Origin of the sequence: Saccharopolyspora gregorii (assembly GCF_024734405.1) — a bacterium.
Classification (GTDB): domain Bacteria; phylum Actinomycetota; class Actinomycetes; order Mycobacteriales; family Pseudonocardiaceae; genus Saccharopolyspora_C; species Saccharopolyspora_C gregorii.
Window position 1 is genome coordinate 484,541 of record NZ_CP059556.1, and the last position, 21,238, is coordinate 505,778.

A 21,238-nucleotide genomic window follows, 5' to 3' on the forward strand; every position below is an offset into this window, starting at 1 on the left:
ATACGTGAATGTCCGGCCCGGCTGAGGAGAATGGTGATGGAGGCAGCAGACATGCCCACCGTGCGCGAGGTCACGCGAGGCCTGATGCGCGAGCTCGGGCTGACGACCGTGTTCGGCAACCCGGGCACGACCGAGGTCCCGTTCCTGGACCAGTGGCCGGACGACTTCCACTACGTGCTGGGCCTGCAGGAGTCCGTCGTGACCTCGATGGCCGACGGCTACGCCCAGCAGACCGGCAACGCGGTGCTGGTGAACCTGCACTCGGCGGGCGGGCTCGGCCACGCGCTCGGCGCGGTGTTCGGCGCCTACCGCAACCGCACCCCGATGATCGTGCTCGCCGGCCAGCAGACCCGCAGGTTGCTGCCGCACGACCCGTTCCTCGGCGCCACCGACGCCGCGCAGTTCCCCAAGCCGTACGTGAAGTGGTCGCTGGAACCGGCCCGGGCCGCTGACGTGCCGTTGGCGCTGGTCCGGGCGTACCAGATGGCGATGCAGGCTCCCCGCGGCCCGGTGTTCCTGTCGGTGCCCGCCGACGACTGGGACGAGCCGGGCGAGCCGGTGGAGGCGCCGCGGCCGATCTCCCCGCCCGCCGCCGACCCGGCCGTCATCGCCGAGCTGGCGGCCGCGCTGCGCGACTGCGAGCGCCCCGCCTTCGTCGTCGGTCCCGCCGTGGTCGAGGCGGGAGCGGTCGCCGAGCTGGTGGAGCTGGCCGAGCGGACCGGGGCCGCGGTGTGGATCTCGCCGATGGTGTCCCGCTCCTCGTTCCCGGAGACCCACCCGCAGTTCGCCGGGTTCCTCCAGCCCGCCGAGCCCGCGGTGGCCGCGGCGCTGCGGGACCACGACCTGGTCACCGTGTTCGGGGCGCCCGCGTTCACCTACCACGTCTACCGCGGCGAACCGGAGCACCCGCACCCGCGCGGCTTCGTGATCAGCGACGACCCGGAGATCCTGGCGCGCGCCCGGCACCTGCGGGGCGTGCACGCGGGCCTGGCCCAGGCGCTGCGGCAGCTGCTGCCGGAGGTGGAGCGCTCGGACCGGCCGGTCGCGCGGGGCTGGTCCCGCCCGGAGCTGCCGCCGCTGAGCACCCCGCCCGCCGCCGACCACGTGATCAGCCTGGTGCGCGAGCTGCTGCCGGAGAACGCGGTGGTGGTCACGGAAGCCCCCACGCACAAGCAGACGATCCAGCGGCACCTGCCGTTCGACTCGCCGGACCAGGACTTCCACGCGGGCGCCAGCGGTGCGCTGGGCTACGGGATCTCCGCGCTGGTGGGCTCGGCGTTGGGCGCCCCGTCCCGGCCGGTGCTGGGCCTCATCGGTGACGGCGCCAGCATGTACGGCATCCAGGCGCTGTGGACCGCGGCGAAGGAGCACGCCTCGCTGACGCTGCTGGTGCTGGACAACGAGGAGTACGCGGCGGTGCGGGTGCTCGGCGAGACGGAGAACGGCGGGAAGCTGCCCGGCGTGGAGCTCGGCGGCATCGACTTCGTCGCCGTCGCCCGCGGCCTGGGCTGCGCGGCGCGCCGGGTCGCCGACCTCGACGAGCTGGAGCGCGAACTGCCCGCGGCGATGGCGGAGCCGGGTCCGACGGTGCTGCACGTGCCGGTCGCGGCGAGCGCGCGGAAACTGTATTGATCGTTCCCGCTTGATTCGAGGGAAAACCCCCGTGGATATCGGTCGGCGCGAGGCGGAACGGGAAAGTCGGGGATTTTCCCCAGACTTTTCCCGGGACCGTATTCGGAGAGTGACCGGTACTGCTGGGTAATTCTGGTTCCACGCATTCGGCCAATGCGGGAACGGGCATGGAATGGTGCCTGAAAGTCCCTCGTTCGAGTGTGGTTCGACCACGTTCCGCAATCAGGTATGGACCAGAAAGCGCGCGGCCCGCGTCCGGACGGTGCCGGACGCGGGCCGCGGTGCGCGCGGGGAGTCAGCCCTCGTGGGCGGCGATCTCCGCGGTCTCCTGGGCGCCCGGGGAGTGCAGCAACCGGGCCACCTGGCTGCGCAGCCGCACGAACTCCGCCGAGGCGCGGGTGCCGATCTGGTCCCGCCGGGACCCCAGCGGCACGTCCAGCTCCGCCACCACCGTCGCGGGGGACTTGGACAGCACCAGCACCCGGTCGCCCAGGTAGATGCTCTCGTCGATGTCGTGCGTGACCAGCAGGATCGTGCTGCCGTGCTGCTCGCGCACCGACAGCAGCAGGTCCTCCAGCTCGAACCGGGTCTGCGCGTCGACGGAGGCGAACGGCTCGTCCATCAGCAGCAGCGCGGGGCGGGTGGCCAGCGCGCGGGCGATCGCGACGCGCTGCTGCATGCCGCCGGAGAGCTGCCACGGGTACTTCTTCGCCGCGTCGGCCAGCCCGACCTGGGCCAGCGCCTCCTCGGCCCGCTCGCGCCGGTTCACCGACCGGGTGCGTAGCGGGAACTCCACGTTGCCGCGGACGGTCAGCCACGGGAACAGCGAGCGGCCGTAGTCCTGGAACACCACGGCGAGGTCGTCCGGGACCCCGTCGATCTCGGTGCCGTGCAGCTCGACCCGCCCCGAGGTGGGGCGCTGCAGCCCGCCGATCAGCCGCAGCAGCGTCGACTTGCCGCAGCCGGACGGGCCGACGATGCAGGCCAGCTCACCGGTGCGGACGGTGAAGCCCAGCTCCTCGATGGCGACGTGCCGCTGCTTGCCGGGGTAGGTGTGCCCGAGCCCGGTCACTTCCAGCATCGTGCTCACGGGTCATCCTTTCGCTTGGGCGGGCTGGTCGGAGCGTTGCTGCCAGCTCAGCGCGCGCCGCTGCACCGCGAGCAGGCCGGTGTTGAGCAGGTATCCCAGCAGCGCCAGCAGCACGATCCCCGCCCACAGGTCGGGGAACTCGAACTGTTGCTGGGCGTAGACCAGCTGGAAGCCGAGCCCGCTGCTGGCGCCTACCATCTCGGAGACGACCATCAGGATCAGCGCCTGCGAGAGGCTGACCCGCAGCCCGGCGAAGATCTTCGGCGCGGCGGCGGGCAGCACGATCCGGGTCCACCAGTCCCACCGGCTGATCCGGAACGCCAGCGCGGTCTGCTCCTTGACGGAGTCGACCGAGGCCGCGCCGTCGGCGGTGTTGAGCACGACGGTGAACACCGTGCCGAAGACGATCGTGGCCAGCTGCATCGGCGTGCCCAGGTTGAACAGCACCAGGAACAGCGGCACCAGGGCCGGGGTGGGCAGCGAGCGGAAGAAGTCCAGCAGCGGCCCGACGTACTCCGCGGCCTTGCGGGAGCGGCCGAGCGCGATGCCGAGGACGACGCCGATCGCCCCGGAGATCAGCCAGCCGCCGAACAGCCTGCCCAGGCTGGGCAGCACGTCGCGGAACACCGCGTCGGTGAGCCACAGCCGGGAGGCGGGGCCGGTCAGCCAGATCTGCCAGGCGTGCGCCACGATCTCGGTCGGCGGCAGGAAGTACACGTTGTCCGCGGCGCGGGTGGCGAGCTCCCACAGCACCAGCAGGACCAGCAGCAGGCCCCACTTGCCCAGGAAGTTCCGCACGCCGGCGACCGGCGCGGCGGTGGGGGCGGTCCGTTGTGCCGTCACAGTTCCTCCCGGCTCGCGGTCCAGCCGAACAGCCTGCGCTGCAGCTGCTGCAGCCCGGAGTTGATCAGATATCCGATGGCGCCGACGATCACGGTCCCGGCCAGCACCAGGTCCATCCGCCCGCCGCCGCTGCTGGCTTCGAGGATGAAGGTGCCGACGCCGCGCGCCCCGCCCGCGATGAGCTCGACGACGACCACCACGACCAGCGCGATCGACGCGGAGATGCGGATGCCGGTGGCGATGAACGGCGCGGCGTGCGGCAGCGCGACGGTGAACATGGTGCGGACCCGGCCGAACCCGAAGGACCGCGCGAGGTCGGTGTAGAGCGGGTCCATCTCGTCCAGCGCGTACATGGTGTTGAACAGGATCGGCCACAGCGCGGCGTACGTGGCCAGCGTGATCTTGGTTTCCGGTCCGGCGCCGAGCAGCAGCATGAACAGCGGCAGCAGCGCCACCGCGGGCAGCGGGCGCAGGAACTCGACCACCGTCAGCCCGGCGACCCGGGCGGGCCGCACGCTGCCGAGCAGCAGGCCCAGCGGGATCGCGATGACCGCGGCCAGCGCGAGCGCGATGAGGAAGGTCAGGACGGTCGCGATGGTGTCGAGGACGAAGTCGGCGTCCCCGCCGAGCAGTTCCGCGATGCGCGGACCCACGACGGAGGGCGGCGGCACGAACCGGGCGTCGAGCAGGCCGACCGCGCAGCACAGCTCCCACAGCACCAGCAGGCCGGCCAGTCCGGCCAGGCCGCGAGCGAGTCGGGCCACCGGTCAGCTCCTCTCCGGTGGTGCGCCGGGATCCTGGCGGGGGCCGGTGTCGCGGTCGGCGGCGGTGCGCATCCTGACTGCTTCTCCTCGCGTGGGCGGCGTGCGGTGGCCGGGAGCGGTACGTGCCGGGGAGCCGGTCGGCAGGTGGCCGAACCGCGTGCTGCGAACGGTCCACACCGCCACCGTCGTCGCTGGTGGGAACGATGATGATCACCCAGGCGACGGTGGTGCCGAGCGCGGCTCTAAGGTGCTCCCAGTACTTGTCGGACGGTTGCTCGACGTGGTCGTCGTCGACCAGGACTCGCGGAGCCGCGAAGCCGGTCGTGAGCCTAGGTGATAGCCCGAATGGGTGGTAGGTCGGGCGTTTCGGATTTTCGGCGCGCCCGACGGACACGGTGAGTGACGGGCAAAATCAACAGTGCCGCCGCTCCTCTTTGGAGTGAAAGTGGCACCCGGTTCCGTTACCTTCCGTGTCCTTACCCACTTCCCCGTCGACGGTCGTCGCAAGTACCCTGTGCTGCGCTGGAACGCGAGGCGTCCCGGTACCGTCACAACGGGTGCCAGGCAGCGCCCAGCGTCCAGAATCGGCCCGCTGAACTGCGGGTTCGGTCCGGAGCACGGTGCAAGTGTAGATTTTTCGTGAGCGGTGCGAGCCTCCGCTGCTGTCGGAAGAGGAAGCCTGGAGTGGCCCGAGGAGACACAGGTCGCGAGCGCCTGAGCCGCACGGAGCAGGCGGACGCCGGTATCCACCACATGGGCGAGGCGCTCGGCACCGAAGGTCAGTCGCTCGGCACCGAAAGTCAAAGCGCTTCGCTGAGCATGGGTTCCGCCCAGCTGCGGGGCGGTCAGGACAGCGGTCCCGGCGACTGGCGGCTGAGCAACTGGCGACTGCGCACCAAGCTGTTGGCCGTCCTGCTGATCCCGCTGCTCAGCGCGATCGTGTTCGGCGGTCTGCACATCTACGACGGGGTGAGCGAGGCCCGTCTGCTCGACCGGACCCACCAGCAGGTGAACCTGCAGCGGGCGGCCGACGACCTGACCCACGAGCTGCAGCGCGAGCGGGACCTCTCGGTCTCCTACGTCGCCGGCGGCCGGTCCGGGGACGCGGCACCGCTGGCGGACGTCCGCACCAAGGTCGACGCCGAGCTGGACGAGTTCCGGGGCCTGATCGGCGGCAACGACGATTCGATCGCCTCCGAGTACCGGATCGCCGCCGACAACCTGAACAGCCGGCTCGCCAGCCTGCGCGACTCGGTGGACAACACCCAGTACCCGCCGGAAGGCGTGCTGCGCACCTACAGCCAGAGCATCGACTCGTTGCTCGACCTCGGCCAGCAGGGCGTCAGCAACATCTCCGACTCCAACCTGCTGCGGCTGACGCTGGCCACGAACGCGATCGCCGACGCGCAGGAAGCGGCCTCGCTCCGCGCCGCGCTGCTCAACGACGCGATCCGGGCCGGCCAGTTCCGCACCGACCAGAACCGGGAGCTGCTGGCCGCCGAAGCGCGGATCGAGACCGCGGTCAGCGACTTCAACGCGGTCGCCACCGAGGCCCAGCGGCAGCTCTACCAGGACAGCGTCACCGGCGCCGACGTCGACCGCGCGAACAGCATGTCGCAGAGCGCGCTCGCCTTCGACAGCGGCGGCCAGCCGCTGAACTCGCTGGACGCGCAGGAGTGGGACAAGGTCGCGAACACCAGCGTCGACCTGATCGACCAGGTCGGCGGCAAGCTGCACGACAGCCTCGACGCCGCGGCCGACGACGCCGCGGCGGGCGCCCAGCAGCGCACCATCGCGATCAGCGTGGCGACGCTGCTCGCCCTGGTCGTGGCCCTGGCGGTCGCCCTGGTCGTGGCCCGGTCCCTGCTGGGCTCGCTGCGGACCCTGCGCCGCTCGGCGCTGGACGTGGCCGACCGCGGGCTGCCGGAGGCGGTCCGGGCGATCCTGAACGAGTCCGGTTCGGGCGGCGGCGGCCTCGCGCAGATCGAGCCGATCCCGGTCTACAGCCGGGAGGAGATCGGCAAGGTCGCCCGCTCGTTCGACGCGGTCCACTCGCAGGCGCTGCGGCTGGCGTCCGAGCAGGCGCTGCTGCGGAACAACGTCAACGACCTGTTCGTGAACCTGGCCCGCCGGAGCCAGACCCTGGTGCAGCGGCAGCTGTCCCTGATCGACCGGCTGGAGCAGGACGAGCAGGACCCGGACCAGCTCTCCAGCCTGTTCGAGCTGGACCACCTGGCGACCCGCATGCGCCGGAACAACGAGAACCTCCTGATCCTCGGCGGCACCGACCTGACGCGCCGGATGATGCGCCCGGTCCCGCTGACCGAGGTCGTGGGCGCCGCGGTGTCCGAGGTGGAGCAGTACACCCGCGTCTCGGTCGCCGACTCCCCGGACCTGGCCATCCAGGGCCGCGTGGTCAACGACTTCGTGCACCTGGTGGCGGAGCTGCTGGAGAACGCCACGGTGTTCTCCAACCCGGACACCGAGGTCACCGTCCGCACCGCCTACCGCAGGCAGGAACTGGTGCTGGAGATCCGGGACCGCGGTGTCGGCATCGACGCCGCCGAGCTCGGCGAGATCAACGAGCGCCTCACCCGGCCGCCGGAGATCGACGTCGCGGTGTCCCGCCGGATGGGCCTGTACGTGGTCGGGCAGCTGGCCCGCCGCCACGACATCCGGGTGGACCTGCGCAACAACGGCGACCTGGAAGGCGGCGTGACCGCCAGCGTCCGCGTCTCCGGCGAGTTCGTGGTGCAGCTGACCCCGGACGGCCCGCGGCCGATGCCCGACGTGCAGCGGGTCGCCGCGGACGACCGGGACTCGGCCGACACCGGCACGAACCTGGGCCTGGCCGCCGCGTTCGGCGGTGCCGCCGCGAACGGGCGCGCCGCGGACTCCTCCTCGCAGCTGTCCCCGGTGGACCCGGCGGAGCTGGATCAGCCCGCCGAGCAGTCCCGCACCTCGCAGGTGCCGGTCAGCGGCAACGGGCACGGCGGGATCGAGAAGACGCACGTCTCCCCGGTGTGGATCACCGAGGACGACGACCCGGTGCCGGACCTCGACTTCGCGGCCCCGGCCGAGGAACCGGAGCGGCCCGAACCGGCCGCGACCCGCGAGCCGGAGGTCGAGCAGCAGGACGTCGAATGGCAGGACGCCGACGAGGAGCAGCAGGCCGCCGAGGAATCGGCGCCCGGCGACTACTCGTTCCGCGTCGCCACCGGCGACTCGTTCGGCGTGACCGACGTGCCGCGCTGGCACACCGCCGAGCAGGCCGCCATCCGCGACGCCGAGCCGCAGGCTCCCCGTCCGGCCGAGCCGCAGGCTCCCCGCCCGGCCGAGCAGACCTCCGAGGTCTGGCCGAACGAGGAGACCCGCGACCCGGACTTCGACGGCCAGTGCGGCGTCCCGCCCGGCCTGGACGCGCCGCAGCTCGGTGAGGACGTGACGACGACGTCGGGCCGGGCCGAGAGCGGACCGCAGGACCTCTTCCACAGCCCGTACGAGGCGGAGAAGACCCAGCAGATCAGCCTTCCCCCGGACGACTTCGACTGGGGCGCAGGCGCCCCGGCGGAACCGGAGCAGGCCGCGCGCACCAACGGTGCCGGGACGACCCCGCCGCCGCTGGGCTACGCGCACCAGGCCCGCCGCGAAGGCGACGACGCTCCGACGGAGCGGCTGCCGATCTACGAGGCGGTGCTGTCGCAGTGGTTCCGGGAGGGCAGCGACGAGCCGACCCCGGAGGCCACCGCCCCCAGCGCCGGTTCGATGCCGCTCGACGCCGAGACCGCCGCGGAAGCTCCCGAAGCCCCCGAGTCCCCGGAGGAACCGGCGCCGGCCACCGGCCGTCGCAAGGCCCGCCGGGAAGCGGAGGAGAAGCAGGCCGAGCCGCTGTCCGGTTCGGACCCGCTCGACACGACCGGCTCGTCCGGTGCCGGCGGCGAGAGCCGCGCGGACACCGGCGGGCACATCCTGGCCGGGCCGCACGACCCGGGCTGGGGTTCGGCGGATGTGGGCTGGCAGGCCGCCGAAGCACTGGTGGCGCAAACCCGCCAAACCCAGGAGACCACTGCCGCCGGGCTGCCCAAGCGGGTTCCCAAGTCGAACCTGGTGCCGGGCTCTGCCGCACCTCGTTCGCAGTCTCCAGCACCCGTGAAACCGGCCGCGCCGCGCTCGGCCGACGCCGTCCGCGGACGGATGTCGAACTTCCAGAGCGGCGTCCGGCGTGGTAGGCACGCAAAGGCAGAACCAGTCTCGACCGAACCGCCCCGCTCGACCCCGAGCCGTCCCGAGGAGCAGGAGTGACCGGGTCCGTCCAGCAACCCATGAGCCAGAACAGCTTCAGTTGGCTGATCACCGATTTCGTGCGCCGGGTTCCCGGCGTCGCGCACTCCGTCGTGGTCTCCGCGGACGGCCTGCTGCTGGCAGGTTCGCAGGGCCTGCCGCGGGATCGCGCCGAGCAGCTGTCCGCGGTCGCCTCCGGCCTGGTCAGCCTCACGCAGGGCGCCGCCCGCTGCTTCGAGGCGGGTGACGTCACGCAGACCGTGGTGGAGATGGAGCAGGGCTACCTGTTCCTGATGTCCATCAGCGACGGCTCCTGCCTCGCGGTGCTGGCGGCTCCGAACGCCGACATCGGCTTGGTGGCCTACGAGATGACCCTGCTCGTGGAGCGGGTCGGCAAGCAGCTGACGCCGGAGCTCCGCGCGCAGCTGCAGGGCATGGTCCGGCGATGACGCTCGCCGTGCCGTGTGGTTCGGCGACGTGTGAGGGGGGTTCGCCATGACGTCGGGTCCCGACTCGAACTGGGACGGCGACCCGTTCCGGTCGTACAACCGGCACGGCGGCGCCGATTCCTGGCAGGACGACTTCCTCGACGACCCGCGCGGTGGCCAACCGGACTCGTGGCCGGGCTCGTCGAGCGGGTCCGACTACAGCCGCGCGCTGTTCGGCGGGCCCGGTGCCGACCTGTTCGGTTCCGGCATGTCGTCCTCGTCGATGCCGTCGGTGTCGTCCGGCTCGGTGCCGAACCCGGACCAGGGTTCACCGCTGGACGTCCCGTACGGGCACAGCCGGCCGGGCGCCGGCCAGGGCCGGGACCGTTCCGGTTGGGACTCGCAGGCGGGCACCCGCGGCCAGGGCCGCTACGACGGCGGGCCGCCGTCCGGTTCGATGCCGTCCCTGTCGCAGTCCATGCCGCCGGTGTCGGGCTCGCTGCCGTCGATCTCCGGTTCGATGCCGGCCATTCCCGGTGGTCCGGTGGACCACGGGGAGATGCAGGAAACGGGCTCGCTGGTGCGACCCTATGCCCGCACGAGGGGCCGCACGCGCACCGATTATGATCTTGCCATCGAGACGCTGGTCTCCACCAGCGAGCGCGGCCGGGGGCAAAGCAACCCGGCGACGCCTGAGCACCGCTCGATCTGCGGGCTCTGCGTGGAGGCCCGGTCGGTCGCCGAGGTCGCCGCCCATCTGCGGCTGCCTCTCGGCGTGGTGCGGGTGTTGATCGGTGACATGGCCGGACTAGGCCTGGTCCTCATTCACGAGAACGGCATGGTCGTGGGAGACGGACCGTCGATGGAATTCTTGGAGAGGGTGCTCAGTGGCCTCCGGAAGCTCTGATCCCCGGGCGATCATGAACAATCAAAGCAGCGGCAAGACCTCGACCAAGATCGTCGTCGCCGGCGGCTTCGGCGTCGGCAAGACGACCTTCGTCGGTTCGGTCTCCGAGATCATGCCGCTGACCACCGAAGCGGTGATGACCGAGGCGAGCGTGGGGGTCGACGACCTCAGCTCGACGCCCGGGAAGGTCACCACCACGGTCGCGATGGACTTCGGCCGGGTGTCGCTCGACTCCGACCTGATCCTGTACCTGTTCGGCACGCCCGGGCAGCACCGGTTCTGGTTCATGTGGGACGACCTGGTGAAGGGCGCGATCGGTGCCATCGTGCTGGTGGACACTCGCCGCCTGGCGGACGCGTTCGCGTCGATCGACTTCTTCGACGACCGGCAGCTGCCGTACGTCGTCGCGGTGAACACGTTCGACGGCATGTTGCACCACAACATGGAGGACGTGCGGGAGGCGCTGACGATCGACAAGTCGGTGCCGATGATCTCCTGCGACGCCCGCAACCGGCAGTCCACCAAGCAGGCGTTGATCACCCTGGTCGAGCACGCGATGCGCCAGCGCCTCGCGATGCCCGCGTCCCAGTCCCAAGCCAAGGGCTGACGTCCCGGAGCAGCGGCCCTCTGGGGAGGGAGGCCGCGCTCCAGGAGGACGAACCGAGCGGCGCGCCGTGCGCGGGCACGCTCGCCGGTCCGGCGCCGAGCGCGCCGGTTCTCCGCGGTAGCAGCGCGCGGGCGGCCGTTCCCGGCCACGGGGACCCGCGCCGCACCGCCCCGCCGCTCACCGGAGACCGCGCATTCCTGCCTAGCCCCGACGTGTGATCGCGCTCGGACCGCGGCTCAGTCCTCGACGACCGCCACCGACGTGATGCGGTGCAGCGGGAACCGGCCCGGCTCGCCGCTGCCGCGGTCCACCCCTTGCAGGACCCCGCCGCCGACGCTGACCGGGAGCACCACGACCTGGCTGGCGACGCCGTTCGAGTTCACGAAGCCGAGCCACACGCTGCGCTGCCGCGCCGCCGCGTCGCGCAGCAGCTGCAGGGTGGCCTCCGCGCTGGGCCTGCCGCGTTCCGGGCGCATCGCGCTGCCGCGGCGCACCGAGCCGGCCCGGTCCCCGGACCGCAGCTGCGCGACGATCTCCGCCAGCTGCTCCTCCCCGGGCGGCGCGGGCAGCGCCGGTTGCTGCGCGGTGCGGACCCGGCCGCGGACCCGGAGGCCGTCGGAGCGCAGGTCCAGGATCTGCCCGTCGGGGCCTTCGGCGGCGGGCGCGAAACCGGCGGCGCGCAGGCCGTCCAGCACCTCCACCAGCGGCAGCGGGCTCACCAGCACCGTCGGCGCGATGCGGCGCAGCTCCAGCTCGCCGACTCCCGGGCTGGCCAGGACTTCGGCCAGCAGCACCGGATCGTCGCAGCGCAGGAAGGCCGAGGCGGTGCCGGCGCGGAGCCTGCCGTGCCGGCGCGCCACGTCGTCGATCAGGTACGTGAGGCCCTGCGGGATCGGGGTGCGGGAGCGGTCCCGGAACAGGGCGTGCAGCTCGTCGGCGGTGCGGCCCGCGTCCAGCGCGCGGCGCACGCTGCTCTCGCCGACCCGGTACACGGTGGCGCTGCCCGCCGATTCGACGTCGGCCACGAGCTTCAGGTCCGCGGCCAGGTCCGGTTCCAGGCGGCCCGGCGCCACCACGGTCAGGTCGGCCTGCACCAGCACGTGGTCCAGCGGTTCCGGCAGCGCCGAGGTGAGCACCTGCGCGGCCGCGCCCGGCCCGTCGAACAGGACCGCGCGGCCCGCGCCGGACAGCGCGCCGAGCGCGACGACACCCAGCGCGGTCGCCTCCCGCAGCGTCCAGCGCACCAGATCGTCGCGCATCCGCCCGCCGCGGCGGGGAGCTCGCCAGGCGAGCACCGCGGCCACGTCCTCCGCGCTGCGCACCCCGTGCCCGCCGGGGAGCTCGTCGAGCACGCCCAGCACGCGCAGCCGGTCGCGCGGTGCGGTCGGGCGGCGCAGCTCCTCGGACAGCGGACCGAGCAGCCGGTCCTTCTCGTCGCGCGCCCCGATCAGCCCGGGCAGCCGGGGCAGGTCCAGCCAGGCCTTCGCCAGCGGGGCCCACCGCTGCTCCGGGCCGGACGCCAGCCAGGTGTCGGCGCCGTAGGTGAGCGTCCAGCGGGGTTCCGCGCCTTCGGCGGCGGTGATCAGGTTCGCGGCCGCCGCGAGTTCCACCAGCAGCGACACCCGCGCCTCGTCGACCTCCAGCGCCTTCGCCGCACGGCGCACGTCGCGCACCCCGATGCCGCCGGAGCGCAGCACGTCCGGTGGGTCCTCGCTCCACAGGTGCAGCAGCGATTCCAGGTGCCGCAGCAGTTCCAGCACCTCGCCGGCCGCCGTGGAGTCCACTGCGGACCGGTCGTGCTCGACGAGGTCCAGCAGCGGTTCCTCCGGTTCGACCGGCCCCATCGGGTGATCGCCGCGGATCGCGAACGCCAGCTGCCGCGGCAGTTCCACCGTCTCGTCGTCGCGGCGCAGCAGCAGGCCCTTCGCGAGCAGCCGCTGCACCGGGGTGGCGTCGGGGTCGGTGGCCGCGCGCGCCGCGTCCTTGGTGCGCCCGATCGGCTTCGGCCCGGCGAGCTTGCCCACCAGGTCCCGCTCCGGTTCGTCCAGCTCGGCGAGCGCGGCGCGGGCGCCCTCGACGGTGAGCCCGTCGGCGGGGCGGCCCAGCCCGGCGGGGAACGTCGGCAGCGCCTCCCGCGCGGTCGGCACCACCGCGAGCTCGTCGTCCTCGCCCCAGGCCAGCGCGCGGCGGCGCAGCTCCGACACCGACCGGCGGGCCCGCTGCGGGGTGACGTCCGCGCCGAGCAGCTCGGCCACCGCGTCCAGCGGGACCGGTGCGGCGTCCGCGTCCAGCAGCACCAGGGCCTCCAAGGTGGACAGCGCGAACGCGTCCAGGTCCTCGCAGGCCCTGGCCACCGAGGAACGCACCCCGGCGCGGGTGGCCAGCACGGAGATGTCCGCGGGCGGGGGCGTGGCCAGATCGGGCCGCGTGCGCAGCAGATCCGTGAGTTCCTCGTCGCCGCGTGCGCGCAGGAAGTCCGCGAGAGAAGCCATCCCCGCCACGATACCGAGTCGGCCCTGCGCACCCGTCCGCATCGTGGTCGAACCGGCACGGCCCGACCTCGGGCGATGATCCGCGCCGCATCCGCCGGGCCGGGGTTCGCCCGCCGCGCCGGATCGGGCAAACTGGTGGTCGTACGCCCACGACGACTTTCCCGGAGGATGACCGTGGCCGGTGGCAACGCGAAGAAGGACCGCATCGACCCGACGTGGCCGCACGTCGGCGACGGCGAGCACCCGGTCAGCGAGCTGGTCGCCGACAAGCAGGGCGCGCTGTCCCCGTTCGGCGACGTCACCTTCCCCTACGACGAGGGCACGTTCCCGTACGAGCACCCCGTCACGGAGATCAACAAGTGACTTCCGGCGAGTAGCGGCCCAGCCGCGCCGCCCCGGCCCCGGTGTCCCCAGCGGACCCGGGGCCGTCGTGCGTTCCGGCCCGCTTGTCAAGACCGACTCGTCGGTAACGGTGCCGGATATCGATCACATCGGAGAAAGTTCTAGGCTTTTTCTCAGCCGGGTGAAGTTCAATGGCTTTGGTGGGTGTTGGATCTTGCCTGAGACCTGAGTTCTGTGCATAGGCCCGGCGCTCGAAGCGAAACTTCACGCGCGACAGGGGTGTGGCCATGCCGGTTCCAGGTCCGGGTTACTCGATCACGGTTCGAGTGGAGGCGCCGCCGTCGGCCAGCGCCGCGGGGGACCTCGCCAGCGCGGTCGGGCGTTCCGGTGGCGTCATCACCGCCTTCGACGTCGTCGAATCGCACACCGACCGCATCGTCGTGGACATCACCTGCAACGCGCTGTCCGCCGACCACGCCAGCGACATCACCGACCGGCTCGGCGAGCTGCCCGGGGTGAAGGTCCGCAAGATCTCCGACCGGACGTTCCTGGTGCACCTCGGCGGGAAGATCGAGGTGAGCTCGCGGGTCGCGCTCGCCAACCGCGACGACCTCTCCCGCGCCTACACGCCCGGCGTGGCCCGGGTGTGCACCGCGATCGCCGAGAACCCGGAGGACGCGCGCCGCCTCACCATCAAGCGGAACTCGGTCGCCGTGGTCACCGACGGCTCCGCCGTCCTCGGCCTCGGCAACATCGGCCCGGAGGCCGCGCTGCCCGTGATGGAGGGCAAGGCGGCGCTGTTCAAGAAGTTCGCCGGCGTCAACGCCTGGCCGGTGTGCCTGGACACCCAGGACACCGAGGAGATCATCCGCGCGGTCGAGCTCATCGCGCCCGTCTACGGCGGCATCAACCTGGAGGACATCGCCGCGCCCCGCTGCTTCGAGATCGAGGCGCGGCTGCGGGACAAGCTGAACATCCCGGTGTTCCACGACGACCAGCACGGCACCGCCATCGTGGTGCTCGGCGCGCTGCGCAACGCGCTGCGGGTCGTCGGCAAGAACATCGAGGACGTGCGGATCGTCGTCTGCGGCGTCGGTGCCGCGGGTTCCGCGATCATCCGGCTGCTGCAGCACAAGTCGCCCGCGGACATCATCGCCGTGGACATCGACGGGATCGTGCACAGCGGCCGTGGTGACGAGGACGAGAACCTCCGCTCCATCGCCGCGGGTACCAACGCCGGAGGCCGCACCGGCACGCTGTCCGACGCGGTGAACGGGGCCGACGTGTTCATCGGCGTCTCGGCGCCGAACCTGCTCAGCGCGGCCGACGTGGCCACCATGAACGAGGACGCGATCGTGTTCGCGCTCGCCAACCCGGACCCGGAGATCGACCCGCTGGAAGCCCAGCAGCACGCCAAGGTCGTCGCCACCGGGCGCAGCGACTACCCGAACCAGATCAACAACGTGCTCGCGTTCCCCGGTTTCTTCCGCGGGCTGCTCGACGCGCACGCGCACGAGATCACCGACGAGATGATGATCGCCGCCTCCAACGCCATCGCCGACGTGGTGGACGGCGAGGAGCGGGTCAACCCGTCGTTCATCGTCCCGAGCGTCTTCGACACCAACGTCGCGCCCGCCGTGGCCGAAGCCGTGCGCAAGGCCGCGATCGCGAGCCGCACCGAGCAGCCCTCCGCGGGCGGCTCCTCCATGCCGTGGTCCATGGCCGAGGACCTCGACTTCTGATCCGCCCGCACCTCGGGTGAACGGCCCGCCCGGCCCGGTCGCGACGGCCGGGCGGGCCGTCGGCCCGGGAGGAGGCTCGCGCGTCCGCGGTGCGGGCGCGGGGCCTAGAGTTCGCGGTATGGCGCAGGACGAGTTGACGCACGTGGACGAATCGGGCGCGGCCCGCATGGTCGACGTCTCGAAGAAGCAGGTCACCGCCCGCACCGCCGTCGCCACCGGCGTCGTGCGCACCACCCCGGAGGTCCTCGCGCTGGTCCGCCGCGACGGGCTGCCCAAGGGCGACGCGCTCGCCACCGCGCGCATCGCCGGGATCATGGCCGCCAAGCGCACCCCGGACCTCGTCCCGCTGTGCCACCCCATCGCGCTGTCCGGGGTGGCGGTGCAGCTCGACCTCGGTGACGCGGAGGTTCGGATCACCGCGACCGTGCGCACCACCGACCGCACCGGCGTCGAGATGGAGGCGCTCACCGCCGTCACCGGCGCCGGGCTCGCCCTGCACGACATGATCAAGGCGGTCGATCCGGCGGCCGTGCTCGACGCCGTCCGCGTCGAGCGCAAGGAGGGCGGCAAGACGGGCACCTGGGTTCGCGAGGACTGATCGGCCGCGGCCCGGCCGCTGCTCGTACGCTGGACGCAGCGACGCGGATCCGCCGTCGCGCCCCCGAACTCGACCGGTTCGCGATCCGTCCGCGGCCGCTCAGCACGCGAGGAGTTCCGCCCATGCCAGCCCGCACCGCTCGTGTCGTGGCCGCGTCGAACCGTGCCGCGGCAGGCGTGTACGCCGACCGCACCGGCCCGGTCATCGTCGAGTGGCTGCGCGAACGCGGGTTCCAGGTCGCCGAGCCGCTGGTCGTCCCGGACGGCGAGCCGGTGGGCGACGCGCTGCGGGCGGCCGTGTCCGCCGAGGTCGCCGTCGTGATCACCACCGGCGGCACCGGGATCAACCCGACGGACCGCACGCCCGAGGTCACCGCCGAAGTGCTCGACCACCCGGTGCCGGGCCTGGCCGACGCGATCCGCGCCGCCGGGCTGCCCGAGGTGCCGACCGCGGTGCTCTCCCGCGGGCTGGCCGGGGTCGCCGGGCGGACGTTGATCGTGAACCTGCCCGGTTCCCGCGGCGGGGTGGCCGACGGGCTGGGCGTGCTCGACGGCGTGCTGGACCACGCGCTGGACCAGCTCGGCGGCGGGGACCACGCGCCGGGCGGCGGGGTTCCGCACGCCCACGCGGAGCCGGCGCACACCGGCCCGGCCGAGGTGCTGCGCGCCGAGGTCGTCGACCGGCCGCTGGAGGTCGCCGAACTGGAGCGGCTGGTGCAGGACCGGGCCGCGGGCGCGGTCGTCACCTTCGGCGGCGTGGTCCGCGACCACGACGGCGGCCGCGGCGTCACCGAGCTCGAATACGTCGGGCACCCCAGCGCGGACGAGGTGATCCGCGAGGTCGCGGCCGAACTCGCCGCCCGGTACGAGGGCGTGCGCGGCCTGGCCGTGGCGCACCGGATCGGGCACTTGGGCATCGGCGACGTGGCGCTGGCCTGCGCGGTCGCGGCCGAGCACCGCAAGGAGGCGTTCGCGGTGTGCGCGGAGCTGGTGGACGAGGTGAAGCGCAGGCTGCCGATCTGGAAGCGCCAGGTCTTCACCGACGCCACCGAGGAATGGGTCAACTGCCCCTGATCCGCCCGTCCGGCCCGGTGGCGGGCCGGTGCGGCGGCGGCCGGTGGACGACAGCGGCCTGAGATCGTCTCTGCGACGGTGGACGCCCGGGATCTCGGGGAAGGTGCGGGGACGCCCGCTGATCTCGCTGACGACGTTCTCAGCCCGCCGCGGACGCGTTCAGGTCTCGGCCAGGTGACGATCGGATCTCGTGGCGGCCTCGGGCGGTCGACGGGACCGGGAAGAAGAACGGGCCCCTGCCGCTGGGGGAGGCGGCAGGGGCCCGAGGGGGGAGTCGCGCCGGCCCGCACGGGGGAACGGGCCGGGCGGCCGACTCCGAGCCAGGTCGAGGACCTGGCCGGTCGATCACTTGATGTCGAGCTGCTGACCCGGGAAGATCAGGTTCGGGTCGCTGAGCACGTTGCTGTTGCGCTCGAAGATGTCCTGGTAGTCGACGCCGTACTGGCTGGCGATCTTGCCCAGGGTGTCACCGGCCTGCACCGTGTAGTCGGCACCGTTGGACTTCACGGTCGACTTCTTCTTGGTGGTGCTCTTCGAGCTCTTCTTCGAGGAGGAGCTCTTCTCGGAGGACGAGCTGGAGCCACCGCTGGTGCTGCCGCTGGTCCAGCTGGTCTTCGAGGTGCAGCCCGGCCAGGCGCCGGGGCCCTGCGAGGCGAGGACCTTCTCGGCGACCGCGATCTGCTCTTCGCGGCTGGCGTCCTTGGCGTTCGACGCGTACTGCGTGCCGCCGTAGGCCGCCCAGGTCGACGGGGTGAACTGGAGGCCGCCGGAGAACCCGTTGCCGGTGTTCGCGCTCCAGTTGCCGCTGCTCTCGCACTGCGCGAGCTGGTCCCAGTCCGCGGCGTTCGCGGGGGCCGCGACCGCGATCGGGGCGGCGACCACGGCACCTGCGATGGCGAGCCGGGCGGCGTTGCGGGCGATGCCGGCGGTGGAAGGTTTCCGGTGCTTGCCTTCGTAGCGAGTCATTTCCCTCTCCTGCCGCGCTTGCGAGGTGAGCTGTCGGGTTCGAGCTGAGAGGCAGCCCGGCCGGCTCGGGAGCCGGCTTCACCCCTAGGGCGTTCGGGGCGCCCAGTGGTGGTTCCCCCGCCCCTGTCCGGTGTGTTCGTTCGGGGGTGGGAAGCCCGCCGGACAGGGTTCGGCGCTGCGGGCTTCCGTGGTCCTTGCTGATCGGTTCGGGGCCGACCGGAGAGCGACACTACGTAACCGATCGCCGAAGCGGAAATCTGAGCATATGTGACGCTAGTCACAGTAACGATGACTCAGGGGTGTCCGATCTCGATCGTTTTCGCTGATCAGAGCGTCGTTATCAAGTCGTTTCCGGGCTGAGATCGATCACCGTCAGTGAGGCGTGGCTCACCTCTTCGGCGGCCTCGAAACCTCGTCGTCGCCGGGATGTCATCCCTCGGTCGGTCTGAATCGAGTCCGGTGCACGCGTGGAATCGGGCCTTTTCGCGATCACTGCGCGATCAAGGGGCGTGACTCTCGGTGAGGTCTGGCCTCTCTCGGGTGAGGGATCCGAGGAGACGGCTCGAGATCGTCCAGGAGCCGTTCGAAGATCAGGAGACCGTCCCGGCGGCGCCCCCGGGGAGGCGGTGCGGAGCCACTCGATCGCACACCGAGAAGTCACCCAGGGGAGTGTGTCAGACACGCCGAGGAATGTTGTATTCGCGCACGCGCGCCTGCGCGGGCGGAGTAATGAGGAGAGAACTCGATCGCCGCAGGCGTTCAGCCACCCGCGAACGGCGGCAGCACGTCCAGCTCGTCACCGGCGCCGACCTCGATCGACCGGTCCCGCAGCGCGACCCCGTTGAGCAGGAAGCTGCAGGCGGGCACCACGGCGGCCAGCCGCTCGTCGTGCGCCGCGAGCACCGCGTCGACCACGTCCGACGCCCGCACCGGCCCCGGCGCGGCCGGCGCGATGCTCAGGACCTCCTCGGCCACGCCCGCCGCCGCCCTGGCACCGGCGAAGTACCGCACCCGCACGGCCGTCGTGGCGGGTGCACCTTCGAACTGCACAGTCACGGCGGTCAGCCTCCGATCGCGCTCATCGGCCGGGACGGCTGCGCGAACCCGTCGTCGTCCATCCCGTGCCCGGCCTTCTTGGCCCACATCGTCCCCTGCCACAGCCGGGCCAGTTCGTCGTCCCCCGCGCCGTCGCGCAGCGGGCCGCGCAGGTCGGTCTCGGTGGTGGAGAACAGGCAGGACCGCAGCTGTCCGTCGGCGGTGAGCCGGGTCCGGTCGCAGTCGGCGCAGAACGGCCGCGTCACCGAGCCGATCACGCCGACCGTGCCGGGCCCGCCGTCCACCAGCCAGCGCTCCGCGGGTGCCGAACCGCGTTCGGCGACGTGCGGGGTGAGGTCGAACTCGGCGCCCAGCCGCTCCAGGATCTCGTCCGCGGTGATCATCTGCTCGCGGTCCCAGCCGTGCTGCGGGTCCAGCGGCATCTGCTCGATGAACCGCAGCTGGTAGCCGTGCTCCAGGCAGAACCGCAGCAGGTCACCGGCCTCGTCGTCGTTCACGCCGCGCAGCAGCACCGCGTTCACCTTCACCGGTTCCAGCCCGGTCGCCTTGGCCGCGGCGAGCCCGTCGAGCACGTCGTGGAACCGGTCCCGGCGGGTCAGCCGGTGGAAGGTCTCGGCGCGCAGCGTGTCCAGCGAGACGTTGACCCGGTCCAGCCCGGACTCGACCAGCGCGTCCGCGTAGCGGTGCAGGTTGATGCCGTTGGTGGTCAACGAGGTCTTCGGGTGCGACGGCAGCGCGCTGGTGGCGGCGACGACGTCCACCAGGTCCTGGCGCAGCAGCGGTTCACCGCCGGTGAACCGCACGTTGGTGACCCCGAGGGTCTCCACGGCGATCCGGATCAGCCGGTTCATCTCGCCGGTGTCGAGCATCTCCTGCTTCTTCAGCCACGGCAGCCCCTCGGCGGGCATGCAGTAGGTGCAGCGCAGGTTGCACTTGTCGATCAGGGATACGCGGAGGTCGGTGGCCACGCGGCCGAACCGGTCGACCAGTGCCGGGGTGTCCGGACGCGTCGACGTGTCGGTCGTGGGGCGCACGGCCGGGATGCCCAGGTCCACTGCGGTCACACCATCGACCCTAACCCCGTCCGAGGGGGTATTTCGATCGACGGGAGCGGCTTTCTCGCAGCGGTGCGGGGCTTTCCCCACCTGCGGAGATCCGCAGTGGACGGTCCGGGCGCCGCGAGTGCGGCCGATGGGGCGCTGTCCTGCCCGCAGTCGCGGCAGTAATCTGCACGACTGTGCCGCACTACCGGATTTCCGAAGCCGCCGGACTGCTCGGCGTCAGCGACGACACCGTGCGCCGCTGGGCCGACGGCGGGCAACTGAACACCGAGCGGGACGGCTCCGGCCGCCTCGTGGTGGACGGTGCCGTCCTGGCCGGGTTCGCCCGCGACCAGGCGCGGGCCGTGCCGGACCCGTCGGGGGTGGGTCGTTCGGCCCGCAACCGGCTCGTCGGGCTCGTCACCGAGGTCGTCTCGGACACGGTGATGTCGCAGGTGGAGCTGCAGTGCGGCCCGCACCGCGTGGTGTCGCTGATGAGCACCGAGGCCGTGCGGGAACTGGGCCTGGAGCCGGGAGTGCTGGCGGTGGCGGTGGTCAAATCGACCAACGTCGTGGTGGAGACGCCGGGAGGCTGACGTGGTGGGACCCAGAGTTGTCGCGGCCCTGGCCGGGCTGGCGCTGTTAGCGGCCGGGTGTTCGACCGGCGGCGGCGAGCAGGCGCAGGGCGAGCGCACCGTCACGGTGCTCGCCGCGGCCTCGCTGACCGAATCGTTCGACCAGCTCGCCGAGCGGTTCGAGGCGGAGAACCCGGGGGTGGAGGTGCAGGTGGACTACGCGGGGTCGTCCACGCTGGTCGAGCAGCTCACCCAGGGGCGCCGGGCCGACGTGTTCGCCTCCGCGGACACCAAGAACATGGACAAGGCCACCAAGGCGGGCGTGACCGGCGGGGAACCGCAGGTGTTCGCCACCAACAAGCTGACCATCGCGGTCCCGAAGGGCAACCCGGACCACATCGGCTCGCTGGCCGACCTGACCGCGCCCGGCAGGCTCGTCGTGCAGTGCGCGCCCGAGGTGCCCTGCGGTTCGGCCTCGGCGACCGTGGAGCGGGCCGCGGGCCTGGACATCAAGCCGGCCAGCGAGGAGAACGACGTCAAGTCGGTGCTGCGCAAGGTCGCGGCCGGGGAGGCGGACGCCGGGCTGGTGTACGTCACGGACGCGCGCTCCGCCGCCGACCAGGTGCAGGCGGTGGACTTCCCGGAGGCGGACCAGGCGGTGAACGACTACCCGATCGTCGCGCTGAAGGACGCGCCGGAACCGGAGCTGGCCGCGAAGTTCCTGGACTACGTGCGCGGCCCGGTGGGCGAGCAGGTGCTCACCGAGCACGGCTTCGGCTCGGAGTGAGCCCGCGTCGCGCGC

At 72.3% G+C, this 21,238-nt stretch carries 18 protein-coding genes and 1 riboswitch; of the genes, 11 read left to right on the forward strand and 7 right to left on the reverse strand.

What is annotated here, in order from left to right:
- The first annotated feature begins 36 nt into the window (after positions 1-36).
- On the forward strand, positions 37-1,632 hold the full coding sequence (mdlC, locus tag H1226_RS02185; protein ID WP_258345439.1) for a benzoylformate decarboxylase: 1,596 nt from the start codon (positions 37-39) through the stop codon (positions 1,630-1,632).
- A gap of 295 nt (positions 1,633-1,927) precedes the next feature.
- Here mdlC and H1226_RS02190 read toward each other — a convergent pair whose 3' ends face one another.
- From H1226_RS02190 to H1226_RS02200, 3 genes are read right to left on the reverse strand one after another with little or no spacing between them, the layout of a single operon-like run.
- Complete coding sequence (locus H1226_RS02190; RefSeq protein WP_255615004.1) at positions 1,928-2,713, reverse strand: ABC transporter ATP-binding protein; 786 nt, start codon at positions 2,711-2,713, stop codon at positions 1,928-1,930.
- Between the two features lie 12 nt (positions 2,714-2,725).
- Entirely contained in the window at positions 2,726-3,565 is an 840-nt protein-coding gene (locus tag H1226_RS02195; RefSeq protein ID WP_258345440.1) for an ABC transporter permease, read from the reverse strand.
- A complete protein-coding gene (locus H1226_RS02200; RefSeq protein ID WP_258345441.1) occupies positions 3,562-4,329 on the reverse strand; it encodes an ABC transporter permease in 768 nt (255 codons plus the stop codon). The genes H1226_RS02195 and H1226_RS02200 overlap by 4 nt, the downstream gene beginning before the upstream one ends.
- Before the next feature lie 684 nt (positions 4,330-5,013).
- Between H1226_RS02200 and H1226_RS02205 the strand changes: the two genes are divergently transcribed.
- The 4 genes from H1226_RS02205 to H1226_RS02220 are packed head-to-tail and all read left to right on the forward strand — an operon-like array spanning position 5,014 to position 10,552.
- Complete coding sequence (locus tag H1226_RS02205; protein WP_258345446.1) at positions 5,014-8,631, forward strand: nitrate- and nitrite sensing domain-containing protein; 3,618 nt, start codon at positions 5,014-5,016, stop codon at positions 8,629-8,631.
- Positions 8,632-8,651: 20 nt separating this feature from the next.
- Complete coding sequence (locus H1226_RS02210; RefSeq protein ID WP_184485825.1) at positions 8,652-9,059, forward strand: roadblock/LC7 domain-containing protein; 408 nt, start codon at positions 8,652-8,654, stop codon at positions 9,057-9,059.
- 46 nt (positions 9,060-9,105) lie between these two features.
- On the forward strand, positions 9,106-9,945 hold the full coding sequence (locus H1226_RS02215; RefSeq protein ID WP_224959056.1) for a DUF742 domain-containing protein: 840 nt from the start codon (positions 9,106-9,108) through the stop codon (positions 9,943-9,945).
- Between the two features lie 13 nt (positions 9,946-9,958).
- Positions 9,959-10,552 (forward strand): GTP-binding protein, encoded by a 594-nt coding sequence (locus H1226_RS02220; protein WP_224966597.1) that lies wholly within the window; start codon positions 9,959-9,961, stop codon positions 10,550-10,552.
- 236 nt (positions 10,553-10,788) lie between these two features.
- Here the strand turns inward: H1226_RS02220 and H1226_RS02225 are convergent, their stop codons facing one another.
- Positions 10,789-13,044 (reverse strand): helicase-associated domain-containing protein, encoded by a 2,256-nt coding sequence (locus H1226_RS02225; protein ID WP_258345447.1) that lies wholly within the window; start codon positions 13,042-13,044, stop codon positions 10,789-10,791.
- Positions 13,045-13,212: 168 nt separating this feature from the next.
- Between H1226_RS02225 and H1226_RS02230 the strand changes: the two genes are divergently transcribed.
- The 4 genes from H1226_RS02230 (at position 13,213) to H1226_RS02245 (ending at position 16,799) form a co-directional block, all read left to right on the forward strand.
- Positions 13,213-13,407, forward strand: coding sequence for a hypothetical protein (locus H1226_RS02230; RefSeq protein WP_224959059.1), 195 nt, complete (start codon positions 13,213-13,215; stop codon positions 13,405-13,407).
- A gap of 266 nt (positions 13,408-13,673) precedes the next feature.
- Positions 13,674-15,128, forward strand: a complete 1,455-nt coding sequence (locus H1226_RS02235; RefSeq protein ID WP_258345449.1) for an NAD-dependent malic enzyme — start codon at positions 13,674-13,676, stop codon at positions 15,126-15,128.
- Positions 15,129-15,246: 118 nt separating this feature from the next.
- The gene (gene moaC / locus H1226_RS02240) at positions 15,247-15,726 is read left to right on the forward strand and encodes a cyclic pyranopterin monophosphate synthase MoaC (RefSeq protein WP_258345452.1); all 480 of its coding nucleotides are present in this window, start codon (positions 15,247-15,249) and stop codon (positions 15,724-15,726) included.
- A gap of 122 nt (positions 15,727-15,848) precedes the next feature.
- Positions 15,849-16,799 carry a molybdenum cofactor biosynthesis protein MoaE gene (locus H1226_RS02245; RefSeq protein WP_258345455.1) on the forward strand — a complete coding sequence of 317 codons (951 nt, stop codon included), beginning with the start codon at positions 15,849-15,851 and terminating at the stop codon, positions 16,797-16,799.
- A gap of 345 nt (positions 16,800-17,144) precedes the next feature.
- Here the strand turns inward: H1226_RS02245 and H1226_RS02250 are convergent, their stop codons facing one another.
- From H1226_RS02250 to moaA, 3 genes are all read right to left on the reverse strand, one after another.
- Entirely contained in the window at positions 17,145-17,765 is a 621-nt protein-coding gene (locus H1226_RS02250; protein ID WP_258345456.1) for a transglycosylase family protein, read from the reverse strand.
- Positions 17,765-17,908: riboswitch (cyclic di-AMP (ydaO/yuaA leader) on the reverse strand. (Overlaps the previous gene by 1 nt.)
- A 616-nt stretch (positions 17,909-18,524) precedes the next feature.
- Positions 18,525-18,821, reverse strand: a complete 297-nt coding sequence (locus H1226_RS02255) for a MoaD/ThiS family protein (RefSeq protein WP_224959064.1) — start codon at positions 18,819-18,821, stop codon at positions 18,525-18,527.
- Between the two features lie 5 nt (positions 18,822-18,826).
- On the reverse strand, positions 18,827-19,885 hold the full coding sequence (moaA, locus tag H1226_RS02260; protein ID WP_258345460.1) for a GTP 3',8-cyclase MoaA: 1,059 nt from the start codon (positions 19,883-19,885) through the stop codon (positions 18,827-18,829).
- Between the two features lie 173 nt (positions 19,886-20,058).
- On the opposite strand from moaA, the gene H1226_RS02265 reads away from it, so the two are divergent.
- Both H1226_RS02265 and modA read left to right on the forward strand, forming a co-directional pair.
- Positions 20,059-20,457 (forward strand): TOBE domain-containing protein, encoded by a 399-nt coding sequence (locus H1226_RS02265; protein WP_258345461.1) that lies wholly within the window; start codon positions 20,059-20,061, stop codon positions 20,455-20,457.
- A gap of 1 nt (position 20,458) precedes the next feature.
- Positions 20,459-21,223 (forward strand): molybdate ABC transporter substrate-binding protein, encoded by a 765-nt coding sequence (gene modA / locus H1226_RS02270; RefSeq protein WP_373690005.1) that lies wholly within the window; start codon positions 20,459-20,461, stop codon positions 21,221-21,223.
- Positions 21,224-21,238 lie beyond the last annotated feature (15 nt).

Bases quoted from the DNA above. Each gene is read 5' to 3' on its own strand.
- mdlC (WP_258345439.1), top strand. From the start codon at position 37: ATGGAGGCAGCAGACATGCCCACCGTGCGCGAGGTCACGCGAGGCCTG.
- H1226_RS02190 (WP_255615004.1), bottom strand. From the start codon at position 2,713: ATGCTGGAAGTGACCGGGCTCGGGCACACCTACCCCGGCAAGCAGCGG.
- H1226_RS02210 (WP_184485825.1), top strand. From the start codon at position 8,652: ATGAGCCAGAACAGCTTCAGTTGGCTGATCACCGATTTCGTGCGCCGG.
- H1226_RS02215 (WP_224959056.1), top strand. From the start codon at position 9,106: ATGACGTCGGGTCCCGACTCGAACTGGGACGGCGACCCGTTCCGGTCG.
- H1226_RS02220 (WP_224966597.1), top strand. From the start codon at position 9,959: ATGAACAATCAAAGCAGCGGCAAGACCTCGACCAAGATCGTCGTCGCC.
- H1226_RS02225 (WP_258345447.1), bottom strand. From the start codon at position 13,044: ATGGCTTCTCTCGCGGACTTCCTGCGCGCACGCGGCGACGAGGAACTC.
- H1226_RS02230 (WP_224959059.1), top strand. From the start codon at position 13,213: ATGACCGTGGCCGGTGGCAACGCGAAGAAGGACCGCATCGACCCGACG.
- H1226_RS02235 (WP_258345449.1), top strand. From the start codon at position 13,674: ATGCCGGTTCCAGGTCCGGGTTACTCGATCACGGTTCGAGTGGAGGCG.
- moaC (WP_258345452.1), top strand. From the start codon at position 15,247: ATGGCGCAGGACGAGTTGACGCACGTGGACGAATCGGGCGCGGCCCGC.
- H1226_RS02245 (WP_258345455.1), top strand. From the start codon at position 15,849: ATGCCAGCCCGCACCGCTCGTGTCGTGGCCGCGTCGAACCGTGCCGCG.
- H1226_RS02250 (WP_258345456.1), bottom strand. From the start codon at position 17,765: ATGACTCGCTACGAAGGCAAGCACCGGAAACCTTCCACCGCCGGCATC.